The 24922-nt window shown below is 40.0% G+C and carries 19 protein-coding genes; 11 read left to right on the top strand and 8 right to left on the bottom strand.

All coding sequences use genetic code 11. The features are described 5' to 3' along the window. Positions 1–15 precede the first annotated feature (15 nt). From FQ082_RS09325 to FQ082_RS09275, 11 genes are all read left to right on the top strand, one after another. Positions 16–207 (top strand): hypothetical protein, encoded by a 192-nt coding sequence (locus tag FQ082_RS09325; protein WP_149492898.1) that lies wholly within the window; start codon positions 16–18, stop codon positions 205–207. A gap of 10 nt (positions 208–217) precedes the next feature. Continuing rightward, positions 218–472, top strand: coding sequence for an HIG1 domain-containing protein (locus FQ082_RS09320; protein WP_149492897.1), 255 nt, complete (start codon positions 218–220; stop codon positions 470–472). 163 nt (positions 473–635) lie between these two features. Beyond that, positions 636–1796, top strand: a complete 1161-nt coding sequence (locus FQ082_RS09315; RefSeq protein ID WP_149492896.1) for a virulence factor TspB C-terminal domain-related protein — start codon at positions 636–638, stop codon at positions 1794–1796. Further along, positions 1789–2064 carry a DUF2523 family protein gene (locus tag FQ082_RS09310; protein WP_149492895.1) on the top strand — a complete coding sequence of 92 codons (276 nt, stop codon included), beginning with the start codon at positions 1789–1791 and terminating at the stop codon, positions 2062–2064. Before FQ082_RS09315 ends, FQ082_RS09310 begins: the two co-directional genes overlap by 8 nt. Positions 2065–2133: 69 nt before the next feature. Next, on the top strand, positions 2134–3402 hold the full coding sequence (locus FQ082_RS09305) for a zonular occludens toxin domain-containing protein (RefSeq protein WP_149492894.1): 1269 nt from the start codon (positions 2134–2136) through the stop codon (positions 3400–3402). A 159-nt stretch (positions 3403–3561) separates the two neighbouring features. Further along, positions 3562–4377: a tyrosine-type recombinase/integrase gene (locus tag FQ082_RS09300; protein WP_149492893.1), complete on the top strand. Its 816-nt coding sequence runs from the start codon at positions 3562–3564 to the stop codon at positions 4375–4377. 255 nt (positions 4378–4632) lie between these two features. Beyond that, a complete protein-coding gene (locus tag FQ082_RS09295) occupies positions 4633–6096 on the top strand; it encodes a tyrosine-type recombinase/integrase (RefSeq protein ID WP_188018938.1) in 1464 nt (487 codons plus the stop codon). A gap of 188 nt (positions 6097–6284) precedes the next feature. Continuing rightward, positions 6285–7241, top strand: a complete 957-nt coding sequence (locus FQ082_RS09290; protein ID WP_149492891.1) for a hypothetical protein — start codon at positions 6285–6287, stop codon at positions 7239–7241. Positions 7242–7364: 123 nt separating this feature from the next. Next, entirely contained in the window at positions 7365–7643 is a 279-nt protein-coding gene (locus FQ082_RS09285; RefSeq protein ID WP_149492890.1) for a helix-turn-helix transcriptional regulator, read from the top strand. 3 nt (positions 7644–7646) lie between these two features. Beyond that, the gene (locus FQ082_RS09280; protein WP_149492889.1) at positions 7647–10403 is read left to right on the top strand and encodes a DUF927 domain-containing protein; all 2757 of its coding nucleotides are present in this window, start codon (positions 7647–7649) and stop codon (positions 10401–10403) included. A gap of 311 nt (positions 10404–10714) precedes the next feature. Then, complete coding sequence (locus FQ082_RS09275) at positions 10715–11542, top strand: hypothetical protein (protein ID WP_149492888.1); 828 nt, start codon at positions 10715–10717, stop codon at positions 11540–11542. A 209-nt stretch (positions 11543–11751) separates the two neighbouring features. On the opposite strand, the gene mcrC is transcribed toward FQ082_RS09275, so the two are convergent. From mcrC to FQ082_RS09235, 8 genes are all read right to left on the bottom strand, one after another. Continuing rightward, complete coding sequence (gene mcrC, locus FQ082_RS09270) at positions 11752–12882, bottom strand: 5-methylcytosine-specific restriction endonuclease system specificity protein McrC (protein ID WP_149492887.1); 1131 nt, start codon at positions 12880–12882, stop codon at positions 11752–11754. 4 nt (positions 12883–12886) lie between these two features. Next, entirely contained in the window at positions 12887–15292 is a 2406-nt protein-coding gene (locus FQ082_RS09265; RefSeq protein WP_149492886.1) for an AAA family ATPase, read from the bottom strand. A gap of 319 nt (positions 15293–15611) precedes the next feature. Then, complete coding sequence (locus tag FQ082_RS09260) at positions 15612–16784, bottom strand: hypothetical protein (protein WP_149492885.1); 1173 nt, start codon at positions 16782–16784, stop codon at positions 15612–15614. Between the two features lie 33 nt (positions 16785–16817). Continuing rightward, on the bottom strand, positions 16818–20078 hold the full coding sequence (locus tag FQ082_RS09255) for a type I restriction endonuclease subunit R (protein ID WP_149492884.1): 3261 nt from the start codon (positions 20076–20078) through the stop codon (positions 16818–16820). Between the two features lie 477 nt (positions 20079–20555). Further along, positions 20556–22025, bottom strand: a complete 1470-nt coding sequence (locus FQ082_RS09250; RefSeq protein WP_188018937.1) for a tetratricopeptide repeat protein — start codon at positions 22023–22025, stop codon at positions 20556–20558. A gap of 263 nt (positions 22026–22288) precedes the next feature. Further along, positions 22289–22909, bottom strand: coding sequence for a hypothetical protein (locus FQ082_RS09245; RefSeq protein ID WP_149492882.1), 621 nt, complete (start codon positions 22907–22909; stop codon positions 22289–22291). Positions 22910–22945: 36 nt separating this feature from the next. Then, positions 22946–23707, bottom strand: coding sequence for a hypothetical protein (locus FQ082_RS09240; RefSeq protein WP_149492881.1), 762 nt, complete (start codon positions 23705–23707; stop codon positions 22946–22948). 124 nt (positions 23708–23831) lie between these two features. Then, complete coding sequence (locus FQ082_RS09235; protein ID WP_149492880.1) at positions 23832–24554, bottom strand: hypothetical protein; 723 nt, start codon at positions 24552–24554, stop codon at positions 23832–23834. Between the last annotated feature and the right edge of the window lie 368 nt (positions 24555–24922).

Genomic DNA, 24922 nt, shown 5'->3' with positions numbered 1-24922 from the left:
TTTTAAGGAATTTCTATGTACGTTTGCAATGCTCTCGATGAGTTGTCCCAATCGTGCATCGAATGGGTTGTTTATCAGCCGTCCTCTTTAGTTGACCAGTTAGCGATTACTAAAGCGGATATGGTGTTGATCGGTGGCTCTATATCGGGCGTTCTTGCCCTTATTTTGGCTTTTGTCATGGTCGCAAAAGCTCTTAAATCACTTTAAGGAATTACTTATGTCTGACAAAAATGAAGTAGCAGTTCAGGAAGTTAAGAAATACAGCAATTTTGACAAAGCTATTCTTCTTGGTTTGATGGCTTTTGCTCCTGCGTTTGCTATGGCTGAAGGTATTGATACCATTGGCGCTGGTCTTACCAGTGAAGTTACTGCTTCAAAAGCTATTATTTTGACTCTGTTCGGTATTGGTGCAACTGTCCTAGCATTATTTGCTGGTTATCGTTACATGAAACGCGGTGCCAATTCAGCCTAATATTTTAACGGGGTCACGGGTTCTGCTCGTGGCTCTACCTTTTTTAGGGGTTTGTCATGCCTGAATCTTCTGTCCTTTATTGGATACCCATAGCTTTAATCTTTTACGCTCTCCATGTCCTTATTCGTACATTCCGTTAGAACATAATAAAAAGGTTACTATCATGATTTATAGACGGTTATTAGCCTTTTTATTATCTTTTGCTCTTATCTTCTCCAGTACCTCTGCACTTGCTACTACTTCCGTTGGTGGTTGGTCTGCCCTTGATACTATAACCGCTGGTGCTAATAATACGATTAATGCTGTAAAAGGTGCTGGCGCTACTGGTATGCGTTCTGCTGTTACTGTTGCTGCTAGCGCCTCTAAGGTTGGTAAGCATTTATTAAAGGGTGGCGGTGCTGCTGCTCTTGCTTTTGCTATGATTGAGTTGGGTGATGGTGCTATTGATTGGATTCTTGACCCTGCCAATAATAGCGTTCGTGTTACTCCTGCTGCTGGTGCTGGTGGTCAAGATGTGACTTGCTCAAAAAATGGTTACTTTATTCTGCCTGATTTGCCTAAATATGCTAATAAAGAATCACTTTGTAAGGCCACTGCTGCAAAAATGGGTCTTACTTATTCTAAGGTTTTTAGTGGTTATCAGTGTCAAATGAAACGTACTGACGGCAGTCCGTATAATTTAGATATTCAAGGTGGCGGTGGTTGTAGTGTTACTGCTCCTGATTATATTGCACCGTCTAGTCCTGCTCCTTATAATATTCCTATTGACACTGTTGCTGCAAAAGTCATTGCCAATGCTGCTGCCGGCCATGCTGAAAGTCAAGAAGCCGTAAAAGCCACAGCTCTTGAGGGTTTTGCTGCTGGCGAACATGATGCCGCGCTCGATGCTGCTGCCGTACCTGATACTGGTGTCGAAAATCCTACCGACCCCGAAAATCCCCCTAAAGACCCTGCTGTCCCTTTTGATCCTAGTTCTATCATTGCTGCTATTAATGCCTTGAAAGCTATGCTTGCTGGTATTCTTTCTTCAATTACTTCTCTTGCTGATTGGTTCAAGGGTGAACCTGAAGGTAATAAACCCGAAGATAATAAGATTGATATTCCCGAAGTTCCATTGCCCGAACCTGATACCGATATTTCCTTTGGTGGCTCTTGCCCTTCTGATTTAGGTGCTGATTTCAATCTTTACGGTACTAATTTTAATTTTGTTCTTATGCCCTTTAGCAAGCTTTGCCCGTTGCTCAGTACATTTGTTAAGCCTACCTTGATTCTTTTAGGTTCGTTTATGGCTGTTGCCATTGTTGGAGGTCGTAAAGATGCTTAATCTTGGTAGTTTGTTGAAGTCAGTTAACAAAGGTTTTTTAAAGGATTTATTAACGGGTGCTGGTCTGACGCTTGCTACTAGTGGCGTAAGTATGATTATTTTTGGTCAAATGCTTAATGTCTTTAAAAGTAATTTAAACACCGTTCCTTTTGATATTTTATCTCTTGCCCATATTGCCGGATTTGACATATTTTTCAGTCTTATTTTTGGTGCTTACGTTACTAAGTTTACGTTAAGTTCAGGTAATTTAGCCTTGCGTAAAAAATAGCCACGACACATGCGAGGAGGAGGCGACGACGACGAGCATTTAGTGGCGATCATATTATAAGGAATCATCATGTTATATTTAGCTACTGGTACACCAGGTGCAAAGAAAACCGTCTTTGTGGTGTCTAAACTCGATAAAGTCGAGCGTGACAATAAAGTAAACCTTGTCAAAAACAAGGATTATTATCAGTCAAACCAGTCTTTTATGGAAACATGGCGTTCCGATTTTGGTTATTACGAATATGAAGTTGGTACTGGTCACTTGCTCCGCAATGAGATTGAAGTGTTGCCCGATGATTATTTTGATATGTTCAATCAAGAATTTGATGATCTTCGTCCTGATGATTATTTCATGCGCTCTACTCGTTTTAATGAGATTTGTGAACGTATTCACGAACGTGAAGGCGCAAAAGATTTTAAGTATTTATTACCTGTTCGTACCATTTACACCAATATTCGTTCGTTAAAAATAGACTACGTTAGATCTATGGAATACGATTGGCGCACTTGTCCCGATGGCTCTATTATTGTTATTGATGAGGTTCAGAATGTTGAGCCTTATGAAAATATTAAAGACAAAAATGATCCTATCATTAAGGATTTAACGATTCATCGTCACCGTGGTTTTGATTTTTATTTCATTACCCAGTACCCAAGCCTTTTACACCCTACCGTATCCGTTCTTATTGGTGTTCATTTTCATTTGACTGTTCCTTATGGATTGAAAACCAAGGTTTATCAATTTGGTTCTGTTCGTGCTTACCCAAACACAATGGCGAACAAGTTTAATTGTGAGAATAAGTTTTATTTTTCCCCACCTGATCGCCTTTTTAAGCTCTATAAGTCGACCACGATTAACACCCACGAAAAACGTATCCCTTATAAGCAGTTGATGGGCTTTGGCGTTCTTACGTTGGCTGCTGGTTCTATCTTTGTTTATGGTTTGATGGGTGCTAAAGATTCTGAATTGTTAGGTGGTAAAGGTGCTACACCTGTTACCGCTGCTGTTGCTACTGTTGACAATCCCTTATCACCTGCTGACGCTTCACCGTCTGTTGCTCCTGTGCCTGTTCCTGCTAATTCTCTACCGCCTGTTGCCTCGCCTCCGCCTTCTGTGCCTGTTGGTGTTTTTAATCCCCTTGATGGGTCTTATATCGCCGATATAAACCTAGTGCCTAACTCTGTTGTCGGTTTCGGTAGTCGTTGTGCTGTTTATAATAAAGACGGTGCGTTGTTGTCCCATATTTCTTACGATCATTGTCAGTTGTATTTAAACGAAAAGGGATTATTGCCAAAAATCCCGTCTAACGGTTCTATTGCTCCCAATGCGAACACATAACGCATCTTCTTTTTCCCCAGTTACTTCTTTTGTCTATCGTATGTCATAGTTTGCTTGCGTAGCCGTAGCGCACTTGGCATCTATTCGCCAAGGGCAAGCGTTAGGCATTAGTTGATTTCTCAATACTCTAGAACCTTATTCATTTCTTAGGGTTTTATCATGTTTACCAAGCTTTCACACGTTATTGAGTATTATCAGCATTACCATCTTACCGATAACAAATATCAGTACCGTTCCGACAATCTTTCGTTTTTCGATACCCATCTGTTAGCCGATATTCGTAAACATCACATAAAAGAATATGCTCAGTTTCGACGTGTCAGAGTCTCCAATGCCACCATTAATCGTGAAGTCAGTTTTGCCCGTGCAGCCATTAATCTTGTGAATTGTGACTATGAAATAAGTCTCAATAATCCCTTCGAGCGTGTTAAGTTTGTCGAAAAAGATTATATTCCCAATTATTTGAGCCGTACCGATTATGAAAAGTTGTTGTGCTCCGCATTGGAGACAGACAATCACACGCTTTATGATTTTATAGTTTTATTAGCGATGACAGGTTGCAGGCCTAAAGAGTTGCTCACGTTGAAGTGGTCTAATGTTCATCTTGATAAGCATCAGTTTGTAGTACGTAATTATTTCAGCAAGTCCAAAAAGACGCTTTACAAATACCTTAACAGTACCGCTTTTGCCGTTCTTTCCAGTCGTTCCCAAGATTGTGAGTATGTTTTTACCAATCCTACCACCAATAAGCCTTACACCACATTTACCAAAACCTTTGCCCGTTGTAAAAGTCGAGCAGGTCTATCTTGCACGATGTATGATTTACGACACACATATGCTTCATGGCTTGTTCAAGATGGGGTTAGTTTGTATATTGTTAAGGATTTGCTAGGACACCAAGATATCGAATCGACTGTTCGTTATGCACACCTTGATTACCAAAGTTTATTAAATGCTGTTGATAGAATCGGTTAATATTGTAAAGTATTGTAATTATAATGCCCTCTGTTTTGGTCTCCGAAGCCGAGGGTCGTGGGTTCGATTCCCGCCGAGCGCACCAATCATCGTATTACCCCCTTACCTAGCATTACCTCAAACCTCTAAAACCCTTATATACCAAAGTATTGCGTCTTTCAACATAACTTGCCATTACCTATTAGCACCTATAGAATGTTGTACATCCTGTTGTACATACACAACATTTTTTATAGCTGGCTTTCGGGTGTGATAATGAATGAGCGTAAAAACTATTTACTAACTGACAATGGCGTGAAGGCAATCGCCAAGCAGTCAGCACCTGCCAAACGCACAAGATATAGTGATGGAGACAGTCTTTATTTAATTCATGACCCTAAAGGTTCACTTTATTGGGTCATGGCTTATCGCCATCAGTCCGATAAAGATATTCAACCCAAACAAAAAACTCATCATATTGGTACTTATAAATTATCTAAACAGATAATTGACGCATCATTCAAACCTGAAGTAACACTCAAGCAAGCTCGTATCGAACGCGATAAAGCAAAATTATTACTTGCTGACGGTATCGACCCTAACGACTATAAAAACAGACATAAAAACAGCTACGAACAAAAAGATTTATTCAAAGTCATAGCTGAAAGCTATATGTCAGAGAAATCAAAAACTACATCGAAGAATGTGCAAAAGCTCCAAGGGTTTTTGGATAATCATATTTTAGAGCACATAGGTAAATATCCTATTGGTGCGATCACAGCACAAGATATTATTAAGACAGGACTTGCTATTCAAATCAGCTTCGAGCAACAAGGCAAACATACGTCAGAAACGGCGCATAAATCCATGGGACTTATCAGCTCGATATTTGACTATGCTATCAATACGCTAGGCTATGACATCGTAAATATTGCCAGCGGACGTAACAAGGCCCTAAGACCACACAAAGCCGAACGCATGAAAGCCGTTGATCAGCACCAATTTCCCGAGCTTCTACGTAATATCGACAGCTATATAGAGAACCATCCAAACGGTCATCAGCAGACTGTCGCAGGCTTGCAACTGATGACACTATGCTTTGTTAGAACTAAAGAATTAAGGTTTTTTGAATGGTCAGAAATTGATTACCATAAAAGCGTTTGGCGCGTGCCAGCTCATAAAATGAAAATGCGTCAAGATCATATTATCCCGCTGTCATCGCAAGCAATGGCAATTATTGAAAGTTTGAGACCACTGACTGAGCGGACGGGTTATGTTTTCTATAACTTCGAGTCTAATAAGCCCTATAGTGAAGCTTGGTTCAATCAGGCATTAAAGCGCATGGGCTATACGGGTGACCACTACCCTAAAATGACAGGGCATGGCTTTAGACAGCTGGCTAGTACGGGGCTATATGAGCTGCAATTTAATGACAACTTGATAGAGATACAGTTAGCGCACCTTGAGCAATCTAGTGTAAAAAAGCGTTATGATTTATCGGCTCATTTAGCAGAACGTCAAATGATGATGAATAAATGGGCAAACCATCTTGATGACTTACGTGCTGGCAAAGCGGTTAGTTTTGATCTTCTAACACCTGATGAATTATCCAAAGAAATGAGTAATAGAAATAAGCAAGTGACTGATATAGTGCTGCATGATAAAGACATTTTGATAAAGAGCTTAAGAGCGCAAGGTATATCGCAAGAGGTACTGACCAAACTTGCAGAGCAGCTTTAACAACAATATTTAACAACACTGCTTTACTTATTATCGTCAGCATTCGGCTGGCAAGCCAAACCTGATAGCGTCAATCGCTGTCATAACCGATTGCAAGGCTAGGATTAATTACCCGAACGACAGCACCCGCACCCTTATGTTGTCAGCGCCTTGTTCCTATTTTATTTAAGGGTGTAAGGGTGCTATAAATGTTAGTTCTTGAGAAAGAATTTTTAAGTTTGGAAGAGGTTAGTCTGTATTTTAACGAAAACGGGTTTAACTTTGATCTAATAGTAGAAAGTGACTATTGGCAAGTTAGTGAGATAGTCAGTGATCTAGTTAAGGAAAATAGATTAAGAGTAGTCATCTATTATGACGGACAAGGGCGACTCAACCCCCTCGAAAAACTTTCGCATGACAATAATCAAGGCAACGAAGTAAAAACGGCCAATATACAGGGATACTTTCAATCAAAATCTCTAATTAAATCTTTTGGAAATAGTGCAGGTATAAGTAAAGACTTCTCTTACGAAGCTTTCAAAATATTTGAACTTCCATCTATTTACAAATTCGATCCAACGGCATTCACATACTTCTTATTAGACAATGAGAAAGTACATAGTAGAGATCTAAGATTTGTTAAAGCTGATTTAGATATATTTTTCAATAACCAACCTCACAAAGTAGAGAAGGAATTACAAGCTAGATTAGAACTTGCAAGAAATTCATTTCGAAAGCAGCAAGATGAAATCACTTCTTTAAAAACTCAACTTAACAATGCATTAGATATCATCGAAAAAAACAATAAGGTAGATTGTTCATTAGAGAACTTCACTGTTACTGATAAAGAACTACAGTCCTATGATTGGCAGAAAATGAACCCGTACACCTATCCTCCAGAACTTCATTTAGCCATGATGATATGGGAAAAAAGTTATATCTTAAATGAGATAGAAAACCGACACATAACGGACCACTCTCAGCGATTTGATATAATTGCTGAAAAAATAGGTTTAGATAAAGATGTTCATGGCGGAGCATTGATCAGTAGATTAAGTAAAATAACCAATCCTCAAATTAACAAACAGAAGGGGGATATCGAAAAATTAAAAGTCATTAAAGATTTAAATATAAAGGACTTAGGCGACGGTAACCCCCAAGGGTAACCCATGACCGTCACCCATTGTTTAAAGGGTTACCCTTTGCAGTAACCCCACTACCACCACTTAATATCACTTCATAGCAGGGCATTACCGCCCATTCCTTTAACCGCTATGGAGTAAATTATTATGGCCTTAGTCGATCAATATCTAAGAATGGCAGACCTTGCCAACCAGCCAGCGCGAACCGCTAAGACCTACATTACAAAGTCAGGTCAAAAGCGCACCGTCACCGCCAAAGCTGCCACACGCGGCATCACTGGCTTTAGTATTAAGCACATCTACCATCTAATGAATGAAGGTAAATTTCCAAAATGCGTCAAAATTGGACGTGCCAGCTTATGGCGTTTGTCTGATATTAATCAATGGTTAGAAAGTCATAACACTACTAACAGTAGCGAGGTATAAGCTATGACTACCTCAAAACAAAACAACAGCCAAGAAAAAGCCCGTGGTGTGAACACGGGCACTGAAAATATCTTGCAAGGCTATAAACCGGCCAAAAAAGAACAGCTGGCAGGCGATCCCTTTTTAAACAAGCTCTATGACATTCTAGAACCTGGACGGCTGCTATCCGTTACAGACAATACTACTATATATCATGGTGATGAGGTTGGCAAAACTGAACCCACCGCTGGCACGATTGCCTTATCGATCACTGATAAACAAGGGCAAACCGTCGGTGCGATATTCTTTAAACCAAACAGTAAAGACAAACCTATTGTTATTGACCCGACAGGTTACGGTGCCATTGTTATGGGTAGCACTGATGCAAACAGTGAGGTTATTGCCTTTGACAATATCACTGACATGCTTGATGCCTATATCGCGGCCATCGGTCATGATAAGACACTGATCGCCAGCAACAGTAAGCAAAAGCAGATATTCAAGCAGACCATACAGTACTGGAGTAGTACGCGACATGTTGTTGTACCTATAACGCTTGATGATAAGGGTTTATTAAACTCATTAGCAGGTATCAAGGCGCAAGCGTTAGTTACAGATGCTCATATCGTTACCAAGCTACAAGCACATGAGAGCTATGAGTACATCAAAGAGCAAGCGATAGACATTATTGATCTTGCTGACACCTCCTACTATCCCGAATGGCGCAAAGACAAAGCGCCACAGCTTAACGCCCCTATGATTGATGCTGATGGCCGTTTTGAGCTATACCATGATGGGCTGTATTTTGTGAAATATAACCTAGATGATCCAGCAAATATAACCTTTAAGTTTAAGGCGTTTGTTTGCTCCCCTATTGAGGTAATCGCCAAAACAAGAGACGAGAGCAGCACTACATGGGGGCGGTTATTACAATGGCGTGATGATGATGGTGTGCTACATACGTGGACAATGCCGTTATCACTGCTACAAGGTGATGCCCGTGAGTATCGTAGAGAGCTAGCCAGTCAAGGATTGAGCATTACCACCAATGGCAAACAGCGCAATTACTTAGACACTTATATTCAAGACTATCCTATTCATAAACGGGCGCTATGCGTGGATAAGCTAGGCTGGCATGACGGGCAGTATATATTACCTGATGGCGCAATAGGCGGCGATGGTAAGCAGTTAATTGTCTATCAGTCTGCCCATGCAATCAACAGCACCATAGCCCAGCAAGGCACATTAGCCCAATGGCGTGATGAATTATGCAAACCACTAGCAGATCAAAGCCGTTTTGTTTTCTCTATTGCTTGCGCGTTTGCTGGTCAATTACTTGAACTGTTAGATGATGACGGAGGCGGTTTTCATATTGTAGGCTCGTCAACTATGGGCAAGTCCTTATCGCTTAAAGTGGCTGCTAGTGTATGGGGCAACCCTGACAGGTATGTTAAGACATGGCGCAGTACAGATAACGCCTTAGAGGGCACAGCAAGTGAATGCAATGACAGTTTTTTACCACTCGATGAAATTAGCGACTCCGATGCAAAAGCAGTAGGCAGAACTATTTACATGTTAGGTAATGGTACTGGTAAAGGGCGTAGCACTGTTACGGGACACAACCGAACCACTAAAACATGGCGCATTATCTTTTTGTCTAATGGTGAGGAGTCGCTACAGAACTTCATGGCACAAGCAGGACAAAAAACGAATGCAGGTATTGAGGTTCGAGTAGCACATATAGATGCTGATGCTGGGGCTGGTAATGACTTAAGGACGTTTGATAGTTTGGTGCTGGCAGACACAGGCGCAGCACAAGCAGATAAAATCAAAGAGCTATATTATAGATACTATGGTGTGGCTGGCATAGCATGGTTAGAACATATCACTACTGATAAAATAGCAACCACAGCAACAGCCAAGCAGCTTGTAAATGACTTTATGAGTAAGTATAGCTACCTAGCACCGCAAGCGCATAGAGTGGCTAAACGGTTCGCTATTGTGGCAACAGCTGGTGAAATGGCAACACAGGCAGGTATAACTGGCTGGCAAGCAGGACAAGCAACCACAGCCGTTATGACTTGCTTAGATAATTGGCTTGATAACTATGGGCGTAATGGTGAACACGAGCAGCGCCAAATCATTAAGCATATTCAGGCATTTATTGAACAAAACGGCAGTAGTCGCTTCGAGCCGCGTAATAGTTATCGATGCGCAGATATCGTAGGTCATAAAACATCTAACCGCGTAGGTTATCGTAATATCAAAACAGGAGATTACTATTTCTTAAAAAATGCTTTTGAGACGGAAGTCTGTCCACCTTTTAATGTAAAAAAAGTTTTACAGGTGCTCGATGATGCAAAATTATTAAGGCGCAATCAAGGTGACCGAAAAGATTACAAGACACCAGATACAATTTTTGAAGACCGTAAACCTGTATATGCGGTCAAAGCATATATATTAAGTTATGAAGCTGATGAATCTACTGGGACAGATGGGACGGGAGGGATAGGCCAAGCACAGCAAGCGATAACCACTGTCCCAAGCCCTAAACCGCCACTGAGACAGCTGGGACAAATAAAGCAACAACGGGATAATGTGTCACAACCGTCCCAAATCAATAAAAATAATGGGACAGCTGAAGGCCCAGTAAACACGTGCAGTGTCACGCCGTCCCACTTGTCCCAAGCTAAAAAAATAGATATGAAAATATCGTCTGGCTTTATTTATGAACCTGATGATGAGATACCACCGTTTGGTTGTTTGGCAGATAATACATAGAATACATAGAATACATAGAATACATAGAATACATAGAATACATAGAATACATAGAATACTACAAAGCCTTATAAATAAAATTACTCACCGCAATAATAAAATCCGCTCATTGTATTTAAGCGGATTTTATTATTCGCTAATTGATTTTATTATTTAAACAATTATTTTGTCTAAAATTTGATTGTTATTGAGTCTGGCAATGCTACAATCTATTAAAAATTCAAACTTTCGTTCATTAAAATAATTAATATTTAGCTATTAAATTTAAACCCATGTTTTTATTGGTGAATAATAATCCCCTAGGATGCTACATGACAATCATAAAACTATCTTCAACTATACCCTTATCTTTATTGCTCTTGACCGCTTGCTCATCAAACATAGAGAGCTCTAACGATGAGGAAGCTGTTGCAGAAGAGACTGTGGTAGAAGATCCTGCAATTAGTGCTGATAACCCTTGTCTTGCTCAATGGGCAATTCAAAGTATGAAAGATAAAATTGTAGAAAGTGCACTCGAAAATATTGAAACTAACTATAGCTCCGATACAATGGATACTTCTAGCCTTTATGATGCAAATATTGGTTTTAGCTATATTACACAAGCTACAGAACTTGAAAATGGAGGCTGGGGTTGTTCAGCTCAGGTAGATATAACTTATATAGGGAATGATAAATCTGATAGCGGTTTATCAGTTCAAGTTGCTAAGATGATGAACGCAAACTATTTGACTTTCTCTAATATGGGTATATCTCCATATAACATAAATCAATTCAGAGAAATAAAAGGTAATAGCTTTTCTGTTCCTATTGAATACGAAATCAAGACAACTTACTCAGAGTCAGGTGAGGAACAACAAAGCTATGAGGCATCTATAGGTAATGCCTCAGCTATGTTGGCAGTGATAGCTGTCGTTGATGATAGGTCTCAGCGAAGTAAAGCTTCAAGTGCTAGATACGCAGAACAAGAACTAGCAAGAAGCGAAGCAGCAGCTGCTGCCACACGGGCTTATGAAGAGCAGGACTATAATACGCCAGATAGTAGTTCAGAAAATGATAACTATCAAGATGTAGAAGATGCTATTGAAACACTAGATATAGCGGATGAGGTGGTGGTAGTTGAAGAGTACTCTGAATACTAAGCAAATGGGAATAATTCAATACTGTAAGTATTGTCCATCTGTTAGATATTAAAAGCCTTAGGGTAATAGATAAATTACAAAGACAATAAAAGCCATATGAACTAAATTACATATGGCTTAAGGTTTTCTAAAACTATTCAATTATGTTATGAGAATCTTCAAAGCAATTAGCTATGATAAGAATAAAAGATCAAAAATTACTTAATCTATTAGTTAGCCAAAGTCTCGGTACTTATTATATCCAGTAGCTGTTCTCGAATCTCTATAGCGGATGCTGCCAGATTCACGGTAAAAAACTGAATTCTATGGTTCTGAATGACAACATATTCATTAACATCTTCACCTACCGAAGGATGAATAAATAGACCACAAGCATCATCATTAAGAGGATCATCACTACCCTCTTGAGACCTTAAGTAAGCATACATCTGATAAAGATATCCGCTTCTTAACGTTTCATCTCGATACCAACCATTTGTTGTTATCGAGTTGAACTTGGTATCGATAACGATTCGATGCTCTAAGTCCAGATTATCAATGATGATGTCCGTCTTCATATTAGGAAGAATGTTATTCATACCTAAACTATTACTCTCAATCTGCCATTTAAGTGATCTACCCGCACCTACTCGATAACACTGCTTTGAAAGAACCGTACCGTAAAATCCAGCTACTCCTTTTTCAAAGAGTTTACGCAACCATGGAAGATTGTCTCTTTCTGGAGAGAATAGCTGCTTTGTACCTTTATATTCCGTTGGTAATGCCAGATTAAACGCCAGATGTGCAGCTGTTACCATAGGTTTGTCTTCAGCATCATGCCTCCCAAACCGATCTACTGAAACTTCACTCCGACTCGGACGTACCTGACTGACACCCATGCGCCTTAGGCGTATATCTAACGATCGACACCGATGAGCCAGATCTTTACGTTTAACGACCTTAGAGATAGCCTCAAGAGCCACCCTAACATATCTATTACGCGGCGTATCAATGGTTAATTCATCAAAGCGGCAGGCTATCTTACCCCGCTCAAGTAACCTGCCTCTTTCAGTACCTAGAAGGTCTATTCTGCCACGAACGCGACTGAGTACGGCATCACGAGACTGATAGCTATAACTTAGATTGCGCTGAATACGATGTTCAACCCGTCGACAAAGCATCTCCGCGACTAAGTCTGGTATATCATCAGGATTGTCTTCAACTGCGATGTTAGCAGCATCCAGCTCTTTATAGATATCTGACGCATAAAGCATAAGCAGCCAAAGATTACGAATAGGTATCTTGCCTATGTGCTGAATATCATCAAAGGATTCCATAGATAAACCTTCTGCAACAGACATATATCTACAAACCTTCAATTAAGCGATTTTGGGCTTTTCGAGATTTCTCAAGGTCATCAAACCAATACTCATCGAGTAAAGGGCCTATCTCTGTCTCTACCACTTCACCAAACCACTCTTTAGCATCTGTGATATTCATACCAACGGCTGGCGTGACATAACTATGTCCTACTTGAAATTGAGCGCCAAGACTTGGGTCTATGGTGATCTCATCATTCAAAGCATTAATACGCCGCTCAATTTCATATAAGAACTCTGAGCCAATACCATTTTTAGTTTGTACCCAGTTACGCCATGATTTACCAAGTGTCGGTTCAAGATCAATAAAGGCGAAGCGCCGACGCAAGGCAAGATCAACCAAAGCCAATGAACGATCAGCAATATTCATTGTACCGATGACATATAAATTACTGGGAATATAAACTCGTTCACCAGCAGACTTTCTATAAGACAGCTCTAACGCCTCATCTGGTGTTCTTTTATCGGTCTCAAGTAATGTCAACATCTCACCAAATACTTGAGCCGGATTGCCTCGGTTAATCTCTTCGATGACAATGACATATTTTGACTCGGGATCAGCTATAGCAGTTGTAATCACTTCCATAAAAGGACCATCCACCAATGTCAGCTTACCCTCGCCTGATGGACGCCATCCGCGGATAAAGTCTTCATAGGATAGGTTTGGATGGAACTGCACAGCTCGTACTTTGCTGTCGTCACGTTGACCGATCAAAGCAAAGGCTAGTCTTTTAGCAAGCCAAGTCTTACCAGTACCTGGAGGACCTTGTAGAATGATATTTTTCTTATTTTGAATACGCTTAAGTATCATCTCAATCTTGGATTGAGGTAAAAAACATCCGTTATCGATAATACTTTCTAGAGTATAAGATTGAACTAAGGTTTCATTATTTCGTATATTTTTGGAGATTAAAATTTTATCTACGTATTGATATAATTCTGGTTCAATTAGTTTGAGTTCTCGATAAGCTACCATTTCTTGTAAACTTTTCACTATGGAAGTGTCAGATGTACTAATACTTGGAAACTCTTGTTTAAGTTTTTCATTAAACCTATCTGTAAACTCATTTAAAGTAAAAGCGGAAGATAGTTTTTCATTACAGATTTCTTTAACTTTCGATAATATACTTTTGTTCCAATTATAAAGTGCTAAATCAGTATCTCTTAATTTGTAATGATTACCCATGAATGAGAGTTCTGGAAATGAATGTACTGGATACTCTTCTTCGTGGAAACGAGACTTTAGATAATCAATTAAGTCTAAGTAGTCACTGGAGCTACAGCTTCTAAAAGGACCACTCCTATTAATTACAATGTTAAGCTTAAGATCGATATACTTATTTGACTTCTTATCTAATGATAAATATACCCAAGGTCTAATCCAATGAAGTCCTGTGGTTATTCTCCAACCTGCAAATGTGTCGTAGGTAGATATTGCTTTGTCATAAGCATTAGTAAATTGAGTACGCATATCTTCACACTCGTTATACATATCAGCGTACGAAATTGCTTTAGAGAAGAGATCCCATAACGCCTCAATGTCATTACTCCTATGCTCATAAATATTTTCAAAAAACCAAGGCTTCAGATCAACTTGTACTATTTCAAAAAAATTATGAGGAATGGGTGTAGACACTCCTAAAAAATGTGCTAATTTTTCTGCTATCTCTTTTCTTTGATTATAGTTATTACCCCTATTAAATAACAACATAATAGTAAATGGACATATATTCTCAAGTAATTCACCTTGTTGGCCCATTATAGTTTTGTCATAAACAGAAACTTCATTAAATAAAGCTGAAATCTCATGTACTCCAGCAATGAGTTCTTCGCGTCTATTACGAAATGTAAGAATTTTATCTGCTACTTCTTCATAAAAACTAGTCCAGCTAAAAGACAAGTTTTCTTCAATATTACTTCCAAACCTATCTCGCCAATACGCATCATTACGAAATCGATCAATATCCTGTTCTTTTCCGTGAAATGCAAAATCTATTAAATTAGCCCTTGCCCATGTCTCAGGGATAATCTTCCAAACCGTATTGCGACTAGTAAAAAAATACCACTCTCTTACAGTATTGTCTTCTTCCCAGTCTACTTTTAAGGTCTTTCCATCTCCTGAATTTTCTATGACTGTACCAATAGCTTTAATCGCCATCACAGAGACGGTGTGTCCTCGATTATCAAAAGGAACGCCTTTTTTTCTGGTGTAAGTAGATTTTATAGCGATTTTCTCACCAGCCTTAATTGTTTTTACTAAGTCAGATTGCTTGCCTCTTGCCTCCCATATACCTTCTTGGATAAAGCGCTCAGTTTGATCTTCTGTACCACTGTATGCAGCCCCTACAAACCAATATGACTTTGTATTGGTTAATTCAAAATTATCACTCATCTATCTACCCTTATTTAATACTGATTATGTTTTTATAAAAACTTAAGTTATTTGTATGTTTTTTGATCAAAACTCTCAGATCAGTGGTAGATACAAACTGACATTAACAGTTAATCTAGTAAGCATAGACAGTGAGCAACTGGCTATAGAAACTAAATCAAACCTTTAAAGGAGTAACAGCTATGAAAGTTTTCATGAATAATGGTGGTCAAGGTGCTGGTTTTCCAAGTCAAACAGGTAATCCCTCAGGTGGTGGTCGCGATAACAATCCACCCAAAGGTAAATAAGTCACTCTTAGTTACTTTTTATTTTTTTATGCTCAAGCCATACGTTCATTACGTGTGGCATGTTTTTTTAGGTAGTCTGGCCATTCAATACGATCATTTTTTATATTTTCACTGACCTTTGATTCGTAGTGACCTGTTATGGATTCCCATAAATCATGATAATCATCATAGAAGATACAGCTATCGCTATCAGACTTCTCATACAGAGTTTGAAAAAAAGCATAGACTAACCAGATTAATCCAACAAAGTTATGGTCAAATCCTTCTAAAGCCTCAATATCAGCGTTTTTTACGTACTTGACCATATTATTTCGGCGAAGATGAAGGACTTTACGAGACTCATCATCCGTTCTATCCTCAATACCTAACAGCCAATATAAATCTATTAAAGTAATCCATTTACCTTCACTTGTCCGACGAATATAGTATTCACGCTTTCCTTCTGGGTCATTAATGGCAGGCCATTTAATCTCTCCACTTATACCTCTTGTAGTTTTGGGCATCTCCTCATGCTGCTGAAAATATAGCCAAGTTTGCGACCATTGTAAAAAAGTACGAGACGTACGAGTAAATTGATTACCTTTCTTGCCTAATGAAATAAACTTATCTGTCTCTGCATCATACTGTAATTTATTTGGATCTAGCTTTTTTTGAAACAAATGTCCTAGACTGATAGGATTGACTGATGATGAACATTCGTGATAGTGAAAGTAAGCGTCAAGATGTGCTACAAAACTCAGTAGTAAGTGCATATAAAAACTTTCTGCGTTCATGTTTACGTAAAGCTCATCACTTTCATAATTAAATTCACAGGATAAATAGACCTTAAATTGACTTATAACTGACTCAGACAACATTTGACTAACGGATATATCAATAATCTTAGTATGTTCATACAACTTGCTATCCGCCGATACACCCATAATCCGTAATAGCGACTGATAAGGATGTGCTGACATTTCTCCTTTTTGAATATCTTGCGCATTAATATATGTATTGAGCGACGAAAATATTGAATCGTTCAATACTTTGGCTATTTGAAACGGTTGTTTACGATGGTCGCTAGATAAACCCGCGGTTAATGTTTTTAATAGCTTGTTAGGGTCAGCCTCCATCTGTGTGACGAAATAAGTCGGCAGCATGTTGAAAATGTAGCGCTGCTTTTCATTTTCAGTATCACAAAGGTTAATATTTTTATCTGTCATGCTGTTTAACTCTTACTCTCTGTATAGCCTTACCTACGCGTGATCACCCAGCTTCGTATCAAGCATTAATCTAATGAACTTCTTAAACTGATTAGGATTAGATAACAGGTGCATAGTCATACCCTCATAGGCTTCTTGGCTCTCAAATAGCGCGTCCATTGCTGCGTCAGGATAACCACCTAGCATGATCTGATCCGTACTGTTATTACTAAACTGCTTTACCACAATCTCATTTTCTGTGACTTTACCCCAAATGGTATTTTGAAAATTAACCATGTCGTTCTCGGTAAAGTCTTCGCCAGCAAACACTTCATTTAAGCGCTCAATGATCTGCGATAAAAATGCTTCTTTTATATCCTTAGGAGTTGCCGTACCTGCACTGCCGCCAGCTTCTAGTTCACTACTACCCTCTTGTAGCTTTAGATCTTGCTGATGCAGCTTTGAGACACGGTAATGACTCATCACAATATTACTAAGATCAACCTCATCTTCATCATCAACACTTTCGCGTAGTAGCGGCTGTAGGTTACGCGCATACAGACTAAGCTTCTCTAGCTCTTTATCGTCATAGTCCACGATCTGCGACATAAACTCATACTGACGAGTGAATGTACCTAAGTCCTTCTTAAAGACTTCTAGTGCATCTTGATCGGTCTTAAAACCTTTGTAGTCGTTTTCAGCATTAGTCATCAGCACCACATCACCTGTGGCTTTGGTACGCTCTAACATCGCCTTGGCGTGCTGTGCTTGTTCACGTGCCAGCTTATAGCGCTTCTGCCAACGCTCGACCGCAGGCTTGCAAATATTACTAATGGCAGCGTTAGACTTATTCTTGCTATAGAAGGCTTCAACAAACTGTTCTACTTCATTCCATAAAAAGATACCACTGACTCGCAGCTTCTCGTAGAGATCAAATACCTGATCAGGATCAGACACGTCCGCTAAGTGTGCGGTTTCATAGTACGGCTGGAAGGCCTCTAAAATATCTTCGGGATCATTAAAGAAGTCGAGCACAAAGGTGCCACTCTCCGCCTTACCCTTATAGGTACGGTTAAGCCGTGAGAGAGTCTGTACGCAGTCCACGCCTGTTAGTTTCTTATCAACGTACATGGCGCAGAGTTTCGGCTGATCAAAGCCTGTCTGGAACTTATTAGCCACCAGCATCACTTGATAGTCATCGCTGTCAAAAGCTTTACGTAGGTCGCGACCTTTGAGACCAATGTTCATGTTGTGCTCAGTGAACTTCTCACCAAGTAATGCGCCGCTATCAGGGTCATTATCATTGAAGGTGACTTCACCTGAGAACGCGACCATGGCATTGATGTTTCTATAACCGTACTCAGCGATATAGTTATCAAACGCCAACTTATAACGGACAGCTTCTTTACGTGAACCCGTCACCACCATCGCTTTGGCTTGTCCACCGAGTAAGCCTTTGATGTTATCGTTAAAGTGCTCAATGATGATTTTCACTTTTTGCGCGATGTTATGCTCATGGAGTCGCACCCAGTTATTAAGCTTAATCTTGGCACGGCGAGCATCAACTTCGTCATCAGCGGCAGCCAGCTTTTGCTTGAGCTGATAAACCACTTTATAGTTGGTATAGTTTTTTAGCACATCTAAGATAAAACCTTCTTCAATAGCTTGGCGCATTGAATAAACATGATAAGCGGCTGGAAGGTTATCTTTTGAGGCTGGCAAGTCAGGATTGGGCAAGCGTCCAAACAGTTCAATGGTTTTTGGCTTAGGCGTGGCAGTGAAGGCATAGTAGCTTAAGTTAGGACTGCTACGACGTGCAGCAATGACGTTATCAAGCATATCCTCACTAGATAGCGGCGCGTCATCATCTGTACTACTCTCTATATCACCAGAGATCAGCACTTCCTTAAGCTGGCGTGCGGTTGAGCCTGTCTGTGATGAGTGTGCTTCATCAGCAATGATGGCATAACGGCGCGACTTGAGAACGCTTGAGTCTTCAATCGCTTTAAGCACGAAAGGAAAGGTTTGAATAGTCACAATGATAATTGGCTGTGAGTTCACCAGTGCGCTAGCAAGCTGTTCAGACTTTGAACCGTCACCCTCTTTTCTATTAATCTTGCCCACCACGCCATCGGCATGTTCAAACTGATAGATAGTCTCTTGTAGCTGGTCATCGAGTACGGTACGGTCGGTAATCACAATCACTGAATGAAACTGCTTATCGCCATCGCTGTTATATAACGTAGATAGCTGATGCGCCGTCCATGCGATAGAGTTGGACTTGCCTGAGCCTGCACTATGTTGAATCAGATACTTTTGTCCTGCGCCCTCACTAACTGCGGCATTGACCAGTTTGGTCACCACGTCCCACTGATGGTAGCGCGGGAACATCATGGTTTCTTTTTTAGACTTACGCCCAATAGCGTCTTCTTCATCCTCTATCTGTAAGTGCATAAAATGGCCGAGAATGGCCAATAGATTATCTGGCGTGAGCACTTCATTCCATAGGTAATCGGTGGCATAACAGCTGCTATCGCTCGGCGTATCATTACCCGCACCGCCATCTTTCGTGCCTTTGTTAAAGGGTAAAAAGTAGGTGCTATTACCTGCCAGCTTGGTTGTCATATAGACTTCATACTGACTAACCGCAAAATGAACCAATGCGCCACGCTTAAACGTCAGTAGCGGCTCAGGTTTCTTGGTATCAGGGTCTTTTGGCAGGCGTGTCTTCTTGTACTGAGTGATAGCATTTTGTACCGATTGCTTAAACTCAGACTTTAGCTCCATCGTCGTGACAGGCAAGCCATTGATAAAGAGCACCACATCAATACGGTTACGCTTAGCGACCTTATCATTAGCATCAGCACCGTTTTTAAGACTAACATGAGGGCTATACACCACTTCAGGGAAAACACGGCAGATATTGGCCTCATAGCGTGCCATGATTTCAGGGTTCAAGCTGTGCTCAGGCTTAAACTGGCAAAGAGAGAAACGCGCGTTACGAATCTTTAGGCCATGACGTAATACGCCAAGCGTACCATAGGTGCGTGAGGCTTTATCGGTTGAGTGCTCATCCGCTTTATTCAGCTGCTTGACCAATGCCTCAATGAAATGGCGCTCACTATCGATAGGAAACACGCGGCAGAACTTATCCCACTCATCTGGCTGGGTGGTCTGCACAAAGTCCAGCACGTCTTGCTCATATAGCGCAGTTTCTGCCATATAGCCGCTAGGACTACCCAAGTGCCAGCCTTGCGCTTGCATTTGGCTGACTATATCAGCTTGGAAGACAGATTCGTAGGTTGTGTCAGACATATTCATTCCGTTTATTATTATTTTAATTATAGTTTGAAAGACTCAGCTCAAATTGATGAGGCTATAAAATGTGCGAACTGCTCAGTGAATAGATAAAAAAGCACCAGCAAAAATACTAATAATAGCGTTTTGTGCTTCTCAACCTCTTGTTTTTTGGACGTGAAAACTTTGTAAAAAACGAATGCATAAAATATAAGCACAGGCCAAAAAAACGGTAACCACACAAGCCTAAATGTAATATCAATATTGCGTAGCATATCTTCAGCAATACTAGTCATAAACAATACAGAAACCGTCAAACCCTCGTCATATTTTTTATATGACTGATAGGTAGTATAAGCAGTAATCAAATAGGCGATTATAGGGCTATAGATGAACGCCCAGAATAGCTGCTTATAGCGCTTTGCAATTGGATATGGACTTTGTAAAGTGATAGCCACTTCCTTATTTAACTCTTAATAGCTTACAAATTAAAAACTACTTATCAGATGCCGCTTCTGATGCTGCTTTCGTTGCTGCCTCTAATGCCGCGATAGTATCATCGGATGTCATCATAAATGCTTCATAAAGCTCACAGCTCATTGAATCCCCATTATCACAAGCGAGCCTAAACCACTCTTTTGCTTGTTCGGTATCTTGCTTAATGCCATGACCTCTGGAATAAACCATACCCATATTACGTTGCGCGTGAGCATAATCTTGTGCTGCTGATTTCTTTAACAAATCTAACCCTTTGTCAAAATCTTTCGTTACACCATTACCCATTAGATACATCGCACCTAGATTATTCTGACCTGTCGGATCTCCTTGATCGACTGATTTTTTTAATAAATCGAGTGCTTTCTCATAATTTTGTTCGACGCCTTGACCACTGGCGTATGCCCAGCCGAGTCCCGCTTGAGCAGGGGCATGATCCTGATCAGCGGCCTTCTGATACCACTGCGCAGCCTTGGTATAATCTTGCTCAAGGAATGTACCGCTCTCATAAAAGTAACCAATATTATTTTGAGCGGCGGCTTCACCTTGAGTAGCGGCTTTTTTATACCATTCATATGCCTTGGCATAATCTTGCCCCACCGCTACGGCTTCATCGTAAATAACACCTAAGTAATTTTGAGCTGTGGCATTACCTTGAATGGCTGATTTTTGTATAAGCTCATACGCTTTGTCATAATCTTGCTCGATACCTTGACCAAGGTAATATGCCCAGCCAAGCGCCCCCTGACCTAAAGCACTGCCTTGATCGGCAGATTTTTTATACCATTGTGCGGCTTTGGCATAATCCTGCTTGACGCCTTGACCTATCTCGTACATCAAGCCTAGGTTATATTCAGCTGATGGATCACCCTCAGTGGCGGCTTGCTGAAACCATGAGTAAGCTTTATCAAAATTTTGAGCGACTCCTATACCTTCGTAATACATGGTGCCAAGATTATTCTGGGCCAATACATCGCCTTGAATAGCAGCTTTTTGATACCATTCAACCGCCTTAATACTGTCCTGAGCTACCCCTCTACCTTCTTCATTCATTACGCCCAAATTATATTGAGCAATCGCATTTTCTTGATCAGCAGCTTTTCGATACCATCGCACAGCTTGAGCATCATCTTTTGCAACCCCAGTACCTGCCTCATACATTGTAGCGAGGTTTTTTTGAGCCAATGGGTTGCCTTGATCAGCGGCTCTGCGATACCACTTTGCTGCTTTGACATAATCCTGTTCAACCCCATCACCTAGATCGTACATAATCCCTAGATTATTTTGAGCAGATGAGTCTCCTTGAGTAGCGGCCTTTTGATACCACTCTAATGCCTTTTTACTATCCTGAGCGACGCCGTCACCTGTTTCGTACATTACCGCCAAGTTATACTGAGCAGATACAGATCCTTTAGCAGCCATTGCTTCGGTGCTTACCAAGCGGCTCGCCTGCGCTGATTGTGATAGCACAAACACTATGCTCAAGATCATTGCTTTATAGAATATTTTTTTCTTTATATTTGGTACTAGCATTGTGCGTCCTATCACTATGAACTGAGCAGAGAGTTTTAAGTCGATATTGTTATCATGATATTTTTGAGCTTTTTAGTTTTTATACAGTGTTCAACATTGTTATATTAATAGTGCATAGATTTCATTATGAAATTACTAGTCTTGGTCATGGCATGGTTCTTATTATTAGTTTGCAGTTATGGATTAGCTATAAGCTGGGCTTATGAGAGTAACCACACTTTATCGATCTCAACAATTTGATACTCTTTTTGCCCGATGGTCTGTTTTCTTAGTAATTGCTGGCTATCTAAACTCTCGACATATTCAGCATCCCAAGGATCAGCTAAATCATATGCCTGAACACAACGATGTAGTGTCCAGTCATAACGATCTAGATACCTAGCCGTGTTTACATTATAGTGAATAGAGCTTTGAATACCGTCTTTTGGCTGCTCATCTACTGGCTCAAAGGTATGTTTATAAAAGTCTTTGTAATCCTCTATCGCGCAGACCACCTGTGAGCGGCTGATATATTCTTCGTATAGCCAAATTTGCAGATAATAAGGAGTTTGCATACTTTCTAAAGTGTCTTGCCATGATTGGTAGATTTTTTGCAAGTTTTTAATCAATAAATATTCACAGTCGTCCGTTGGCTCAGGATAGATACTATTAATCAGAGACAAACGTGACCATGGATTTACCCAAAACTTGACGTAATCTCGATGTGTCTCTTTTAGTTCCTCAATATCTAATGCTTTATTGCGCGCGCCCCATTGTTCAATAGCGCGCTTACGGCGGTTAATACCTCTTATTTTGCGATATCTTATGCTTTGCTTTTTCATATTTAGCTCTATACCTTATTAGCCTCAAACTAAATCCTATAACTCAGAGCACGTTACTTTATAGCTCTTACCAAATAAGGTTTTATTCAGTTCTTGATAAGCTTCAAAAACATCATCAGTGTCCGGATGATAGACCTGCTCATCAACGCAATTACCAAACCCGAAAGTCAGCAAAGCAATTCTGGCATACTCAGCAGGGTTACTGGCTTTTTGTCCCTGATAGCGCGTCATCAGTGTATCGCGAATAGATGCCGAAAATTTAGAAGCGCTTTTTTCCTTAATATCTGCCTCGACAAATTCTTTCCATTTCTTCTGGACAGCAGTTTCACTCTGCAAAAAGGGCCTAATGTAATGTTTACATATTTTCGGGCTTTGCTTAAGTGCCTCACTAGGATTGAGATAAGCCAAGATGGTTAATTTATTTTGTTTATATTCCCCATCAATAGACTTAAGCAACTGCTGCTTATAGTCTTTTACTTCAGGTACGACGTCAAGTCGCGCCGCATTACTCTTAGCTTGTTTATATTCTTTGGTAAGCAAATCCATGTCTTTCATGGATAGTTTGTCTAGACCATCGATACTGAGAGGTGACAGAAAGCTTCCTAAATTTGAGGTTCTTAAACTGTTTAATAAAAGATGCGAATTTTTGATTTGCTCGGCAGTATATTTTTTACTGTCGAAGTCACCTTTATGACTGCAATAAAAATAATCATCTTCCCATTGGTAGGTCTGTGCTTGGGTGATAGTGGTCACTGCCATTAAGGCAAGGATAGCTGCTACGGTCATTGCTTTCATCATTTCAGCTCCTGATGTAAGTCCCTTTAATTGTTCCGATGGTTATTAAGCGCAAAAATACTCTAGCTTTCCACTACTGAATACTCAAGGCTTGCCAGCCACGAACGTCAATCTAACCAATCGATTCTTACGGCTCCTCACAAACCATCGTCAGGCTCTTACCAAATAGCGTCTTATTCAGTTTTTGCTGATTGCGCAAGACTACTTCAGAACCCGCATGATATCTTTGATTATTGACGCAATTGCCAAAACCAAAGGTGATCAAGTCAATTTTGGCATAGTTAGTAGGGTCGTTGGCTTTTTCTTCTTGATAACGTGACATGGCATAGCTATTTGATAACGCGCGTTTTTCAACCATCTGCTGCCATTTATTCTGCACGGCGATTTGGTCTTTGAAAAAAGGTTCAAGATACTGCTTACACATCAGCGGACTCTGTCTCATCGCTTGTATGGGATCGACATAAGCCAAAATGGTTAATCGCTCTTTTTTATATTCACCCTCTATACTCTGCAATAACTGTTGTTTATAGGCTTTTGCTTCAGGCACAACATCAAGTCGTTCGACATTATTCTTAACTTGTTTATATTCTTCAGTGAGTCTCTCTAAATCTTTGATAGAGACCTTGTCTAAGTCTTCAATGTCCATCGGTGCAAAAAAGCTATTTAAATTCGCTCTCGTTAAGCCCTCTAATACGAAATGTGAATTCTTGATTTGCTTGGCGCTATACTTTTTATTATCAAAGTTGCCTTGGATATCACATAGCTCATCTTGCCATTTATAGGTTTCTGCTTGGGCGATAGTGGTGACTGCTATTGCGGCTAGTAAAGCTGCTACGGTAAATGCTTTCATAAATTAATTCCTTTTAATTATATTTATTAAGCACAAAAAACTGCTTAACTTGCCAGCCTTTAAGAAAGTTATGGTTGTAATTCACTATCAAAGTCTTGTGATACAACGATATCATTACCTGCTAGATCTTCGGACTCTATAATTAAGTCAAAGCTGATCACGCTATCAAAGTAATAAATAGCTATTACCTCAGAAAGCAACATATACGTCAGCATGGAAATGTACTCAATGGCACTTAATGAATAATGAGAAATCGACCAAATAATCAACAAAATGCTAAAAACAAAGCTACCTAAAATCATTAAACTCTTAAATTTATAGAGTTTCTTTTTGAATATATAGTTCTTCGATGGGATAATAATTTCATC

The sequence above is a fragment of the Psychrobacter sp. ANT_H56B genome (genome assembly GCF_008369245.1).
In the GTDB taxonomy this organism is placed as follows: domain Bacteria; phylum Pseudomonadota; class Gammaproteobacteria; order Pseudomonadales; family Moraxellaceae; genus Psychrobacter; species Psychrobacter cryohalolentis.
Note: the sequence above shows the minus strand (reverse complement) of the source record. Positions and strands in the feature narration are given on the sequence as shown.

What these genes read in the sequence shown, in the direction of transcription:
- FQ082_RS09325 (WP_149492898.1), top strand. Translation starts at nt 16, where the DNA reads ATGTACGTTTGCAATGCTCTCGATGAGTTGTCCCAATCGTGCATCGAA.
- FQ082_RS09320 (WP_149492897.1), top strand. Translation starts at nt 218, where the DNA reads ATGTCTGACAAAAATGAAGTAGCAGTTCAGGAAGTTAAGAAATACAGC.
- FQ082_RS09315 (WP_149492896.1), top strand. Translation starts at nt 636, where the DNA reads ATGATTTATAGACGGTTATTAGCCTTTTTATTATCTTTTGCTCTTATC.
- FQ082_RS09310 (WP_149492895.1), top strand. Translation starts at nt 1,789, where the DNA reads ATGCTTAATCTTGGTAGTTTGTTGAAGTCAGTTAACAAAGGTTTTTTA.
- FQ082_RS09305 (WP_149492894.1), top strand. Translation starts at nt 2,134, where the DNA reads ATGTTATATTTAGCTACTGGTACACCAGGTGCAAAGAAAACCGTCTTT.
- FQ082_RS09300 (WP_149492893.1), top strand. Translation starts at nt 3,562, where the DNA reads ATGTTTACCAAGCTTTCACACGTTATTGAGTATTATCAGCATTACCAT.
- FQ082_RS09295 (WP_188018938.1), top strand. Translation starts at nt 4,633, where the DNA reads ATGAATGAGCGTAAAAACTATTTACTAACTGACAATGGCGTGAAGGCA.
- FQ082_RS09290 (WP_149492891.1), top strand. Translation starts at nt 6,285, where the DNA reads ATGTTAGTTCTTGAGAAAGAATTTTTAAGTTTGGAAGAGGTTAGTCTG.
- FQ082_RS09285 (WP_149492890.1), top strand. Translation starts at nt 7,365, where the DNA reads ATGGCCTTAGTCGATCAATATCTAAGAATGGCAGACCTTGCCAACCAG.
- FQ082_RS09280 (WP_149492889.1), top strand. Translation starts at nt 7,647, where the DNA reads ATGACTACCTCAAAACAAAACAACAGCCAAGAAAAAGCCCGTGGTGTG.
- FQ082_RS09275 (WP_149492888.1), top strand. Translation starts at nt 10,715, where the DNA reads ATGACAATCATAAAACTATCTTCAACTATACCCTTATCTTTATTGCTC.
- mcrC (WP_149492887.1), bottom strand. Translation starts at nt 12,882, where the DNA reads ATGTCTGTTGCAGAAGGTTTATCTATGGAATCCTTTGATGATATTCAG.
- FQ082_RS09265 (WP_149492886.1), bottom strand. Translation starts at nt 15,292, where the DNA reads ATGAGTGATAATTTTGAATTAACCAATACAAAGTCATATTGGTTTGTA.
- FQ082_RS09260 (WP_149492885.1), bottom strand. Translation starts at nt 16,784, where the DNA reads ATGACAGATAAAAATATTAACCTTTGTGATACTGAAAATGAAAAGCAG.
- FQ082_RS09255 (WP_149492884.1), bottom strand. Translation starts at nt 20,078, where the DNA reads ATGTCTGACACAACCTACGAATCTGTCTTCCAAGCTGATATAGTCAGC.
- FQ082_RS09245 (WP_149492882.1), bottom strand. Translation starts at nt 22,909, where the DNA reads ATGAAAAAGCAAAGCATAAGATATCGCAAAATAAGAGGTATTAACCGC.
- FQ082_RS09240 (WP_149492881.1), bottom strand. Translation starts at nt 23,707, where the DNA reads ATGATGAAAGCAATGACCGTAGCAGCTATCCTTGCCTTAATGGCAGTG.
- FQ082_RS09235 (WP_149492880.1), bottom strand. Translation starts at nt 24,554, where the DNA reads ATGAAAGCATTTACCGTAGCAGCTTTACTAGCCGCAATAGCAGTCACC.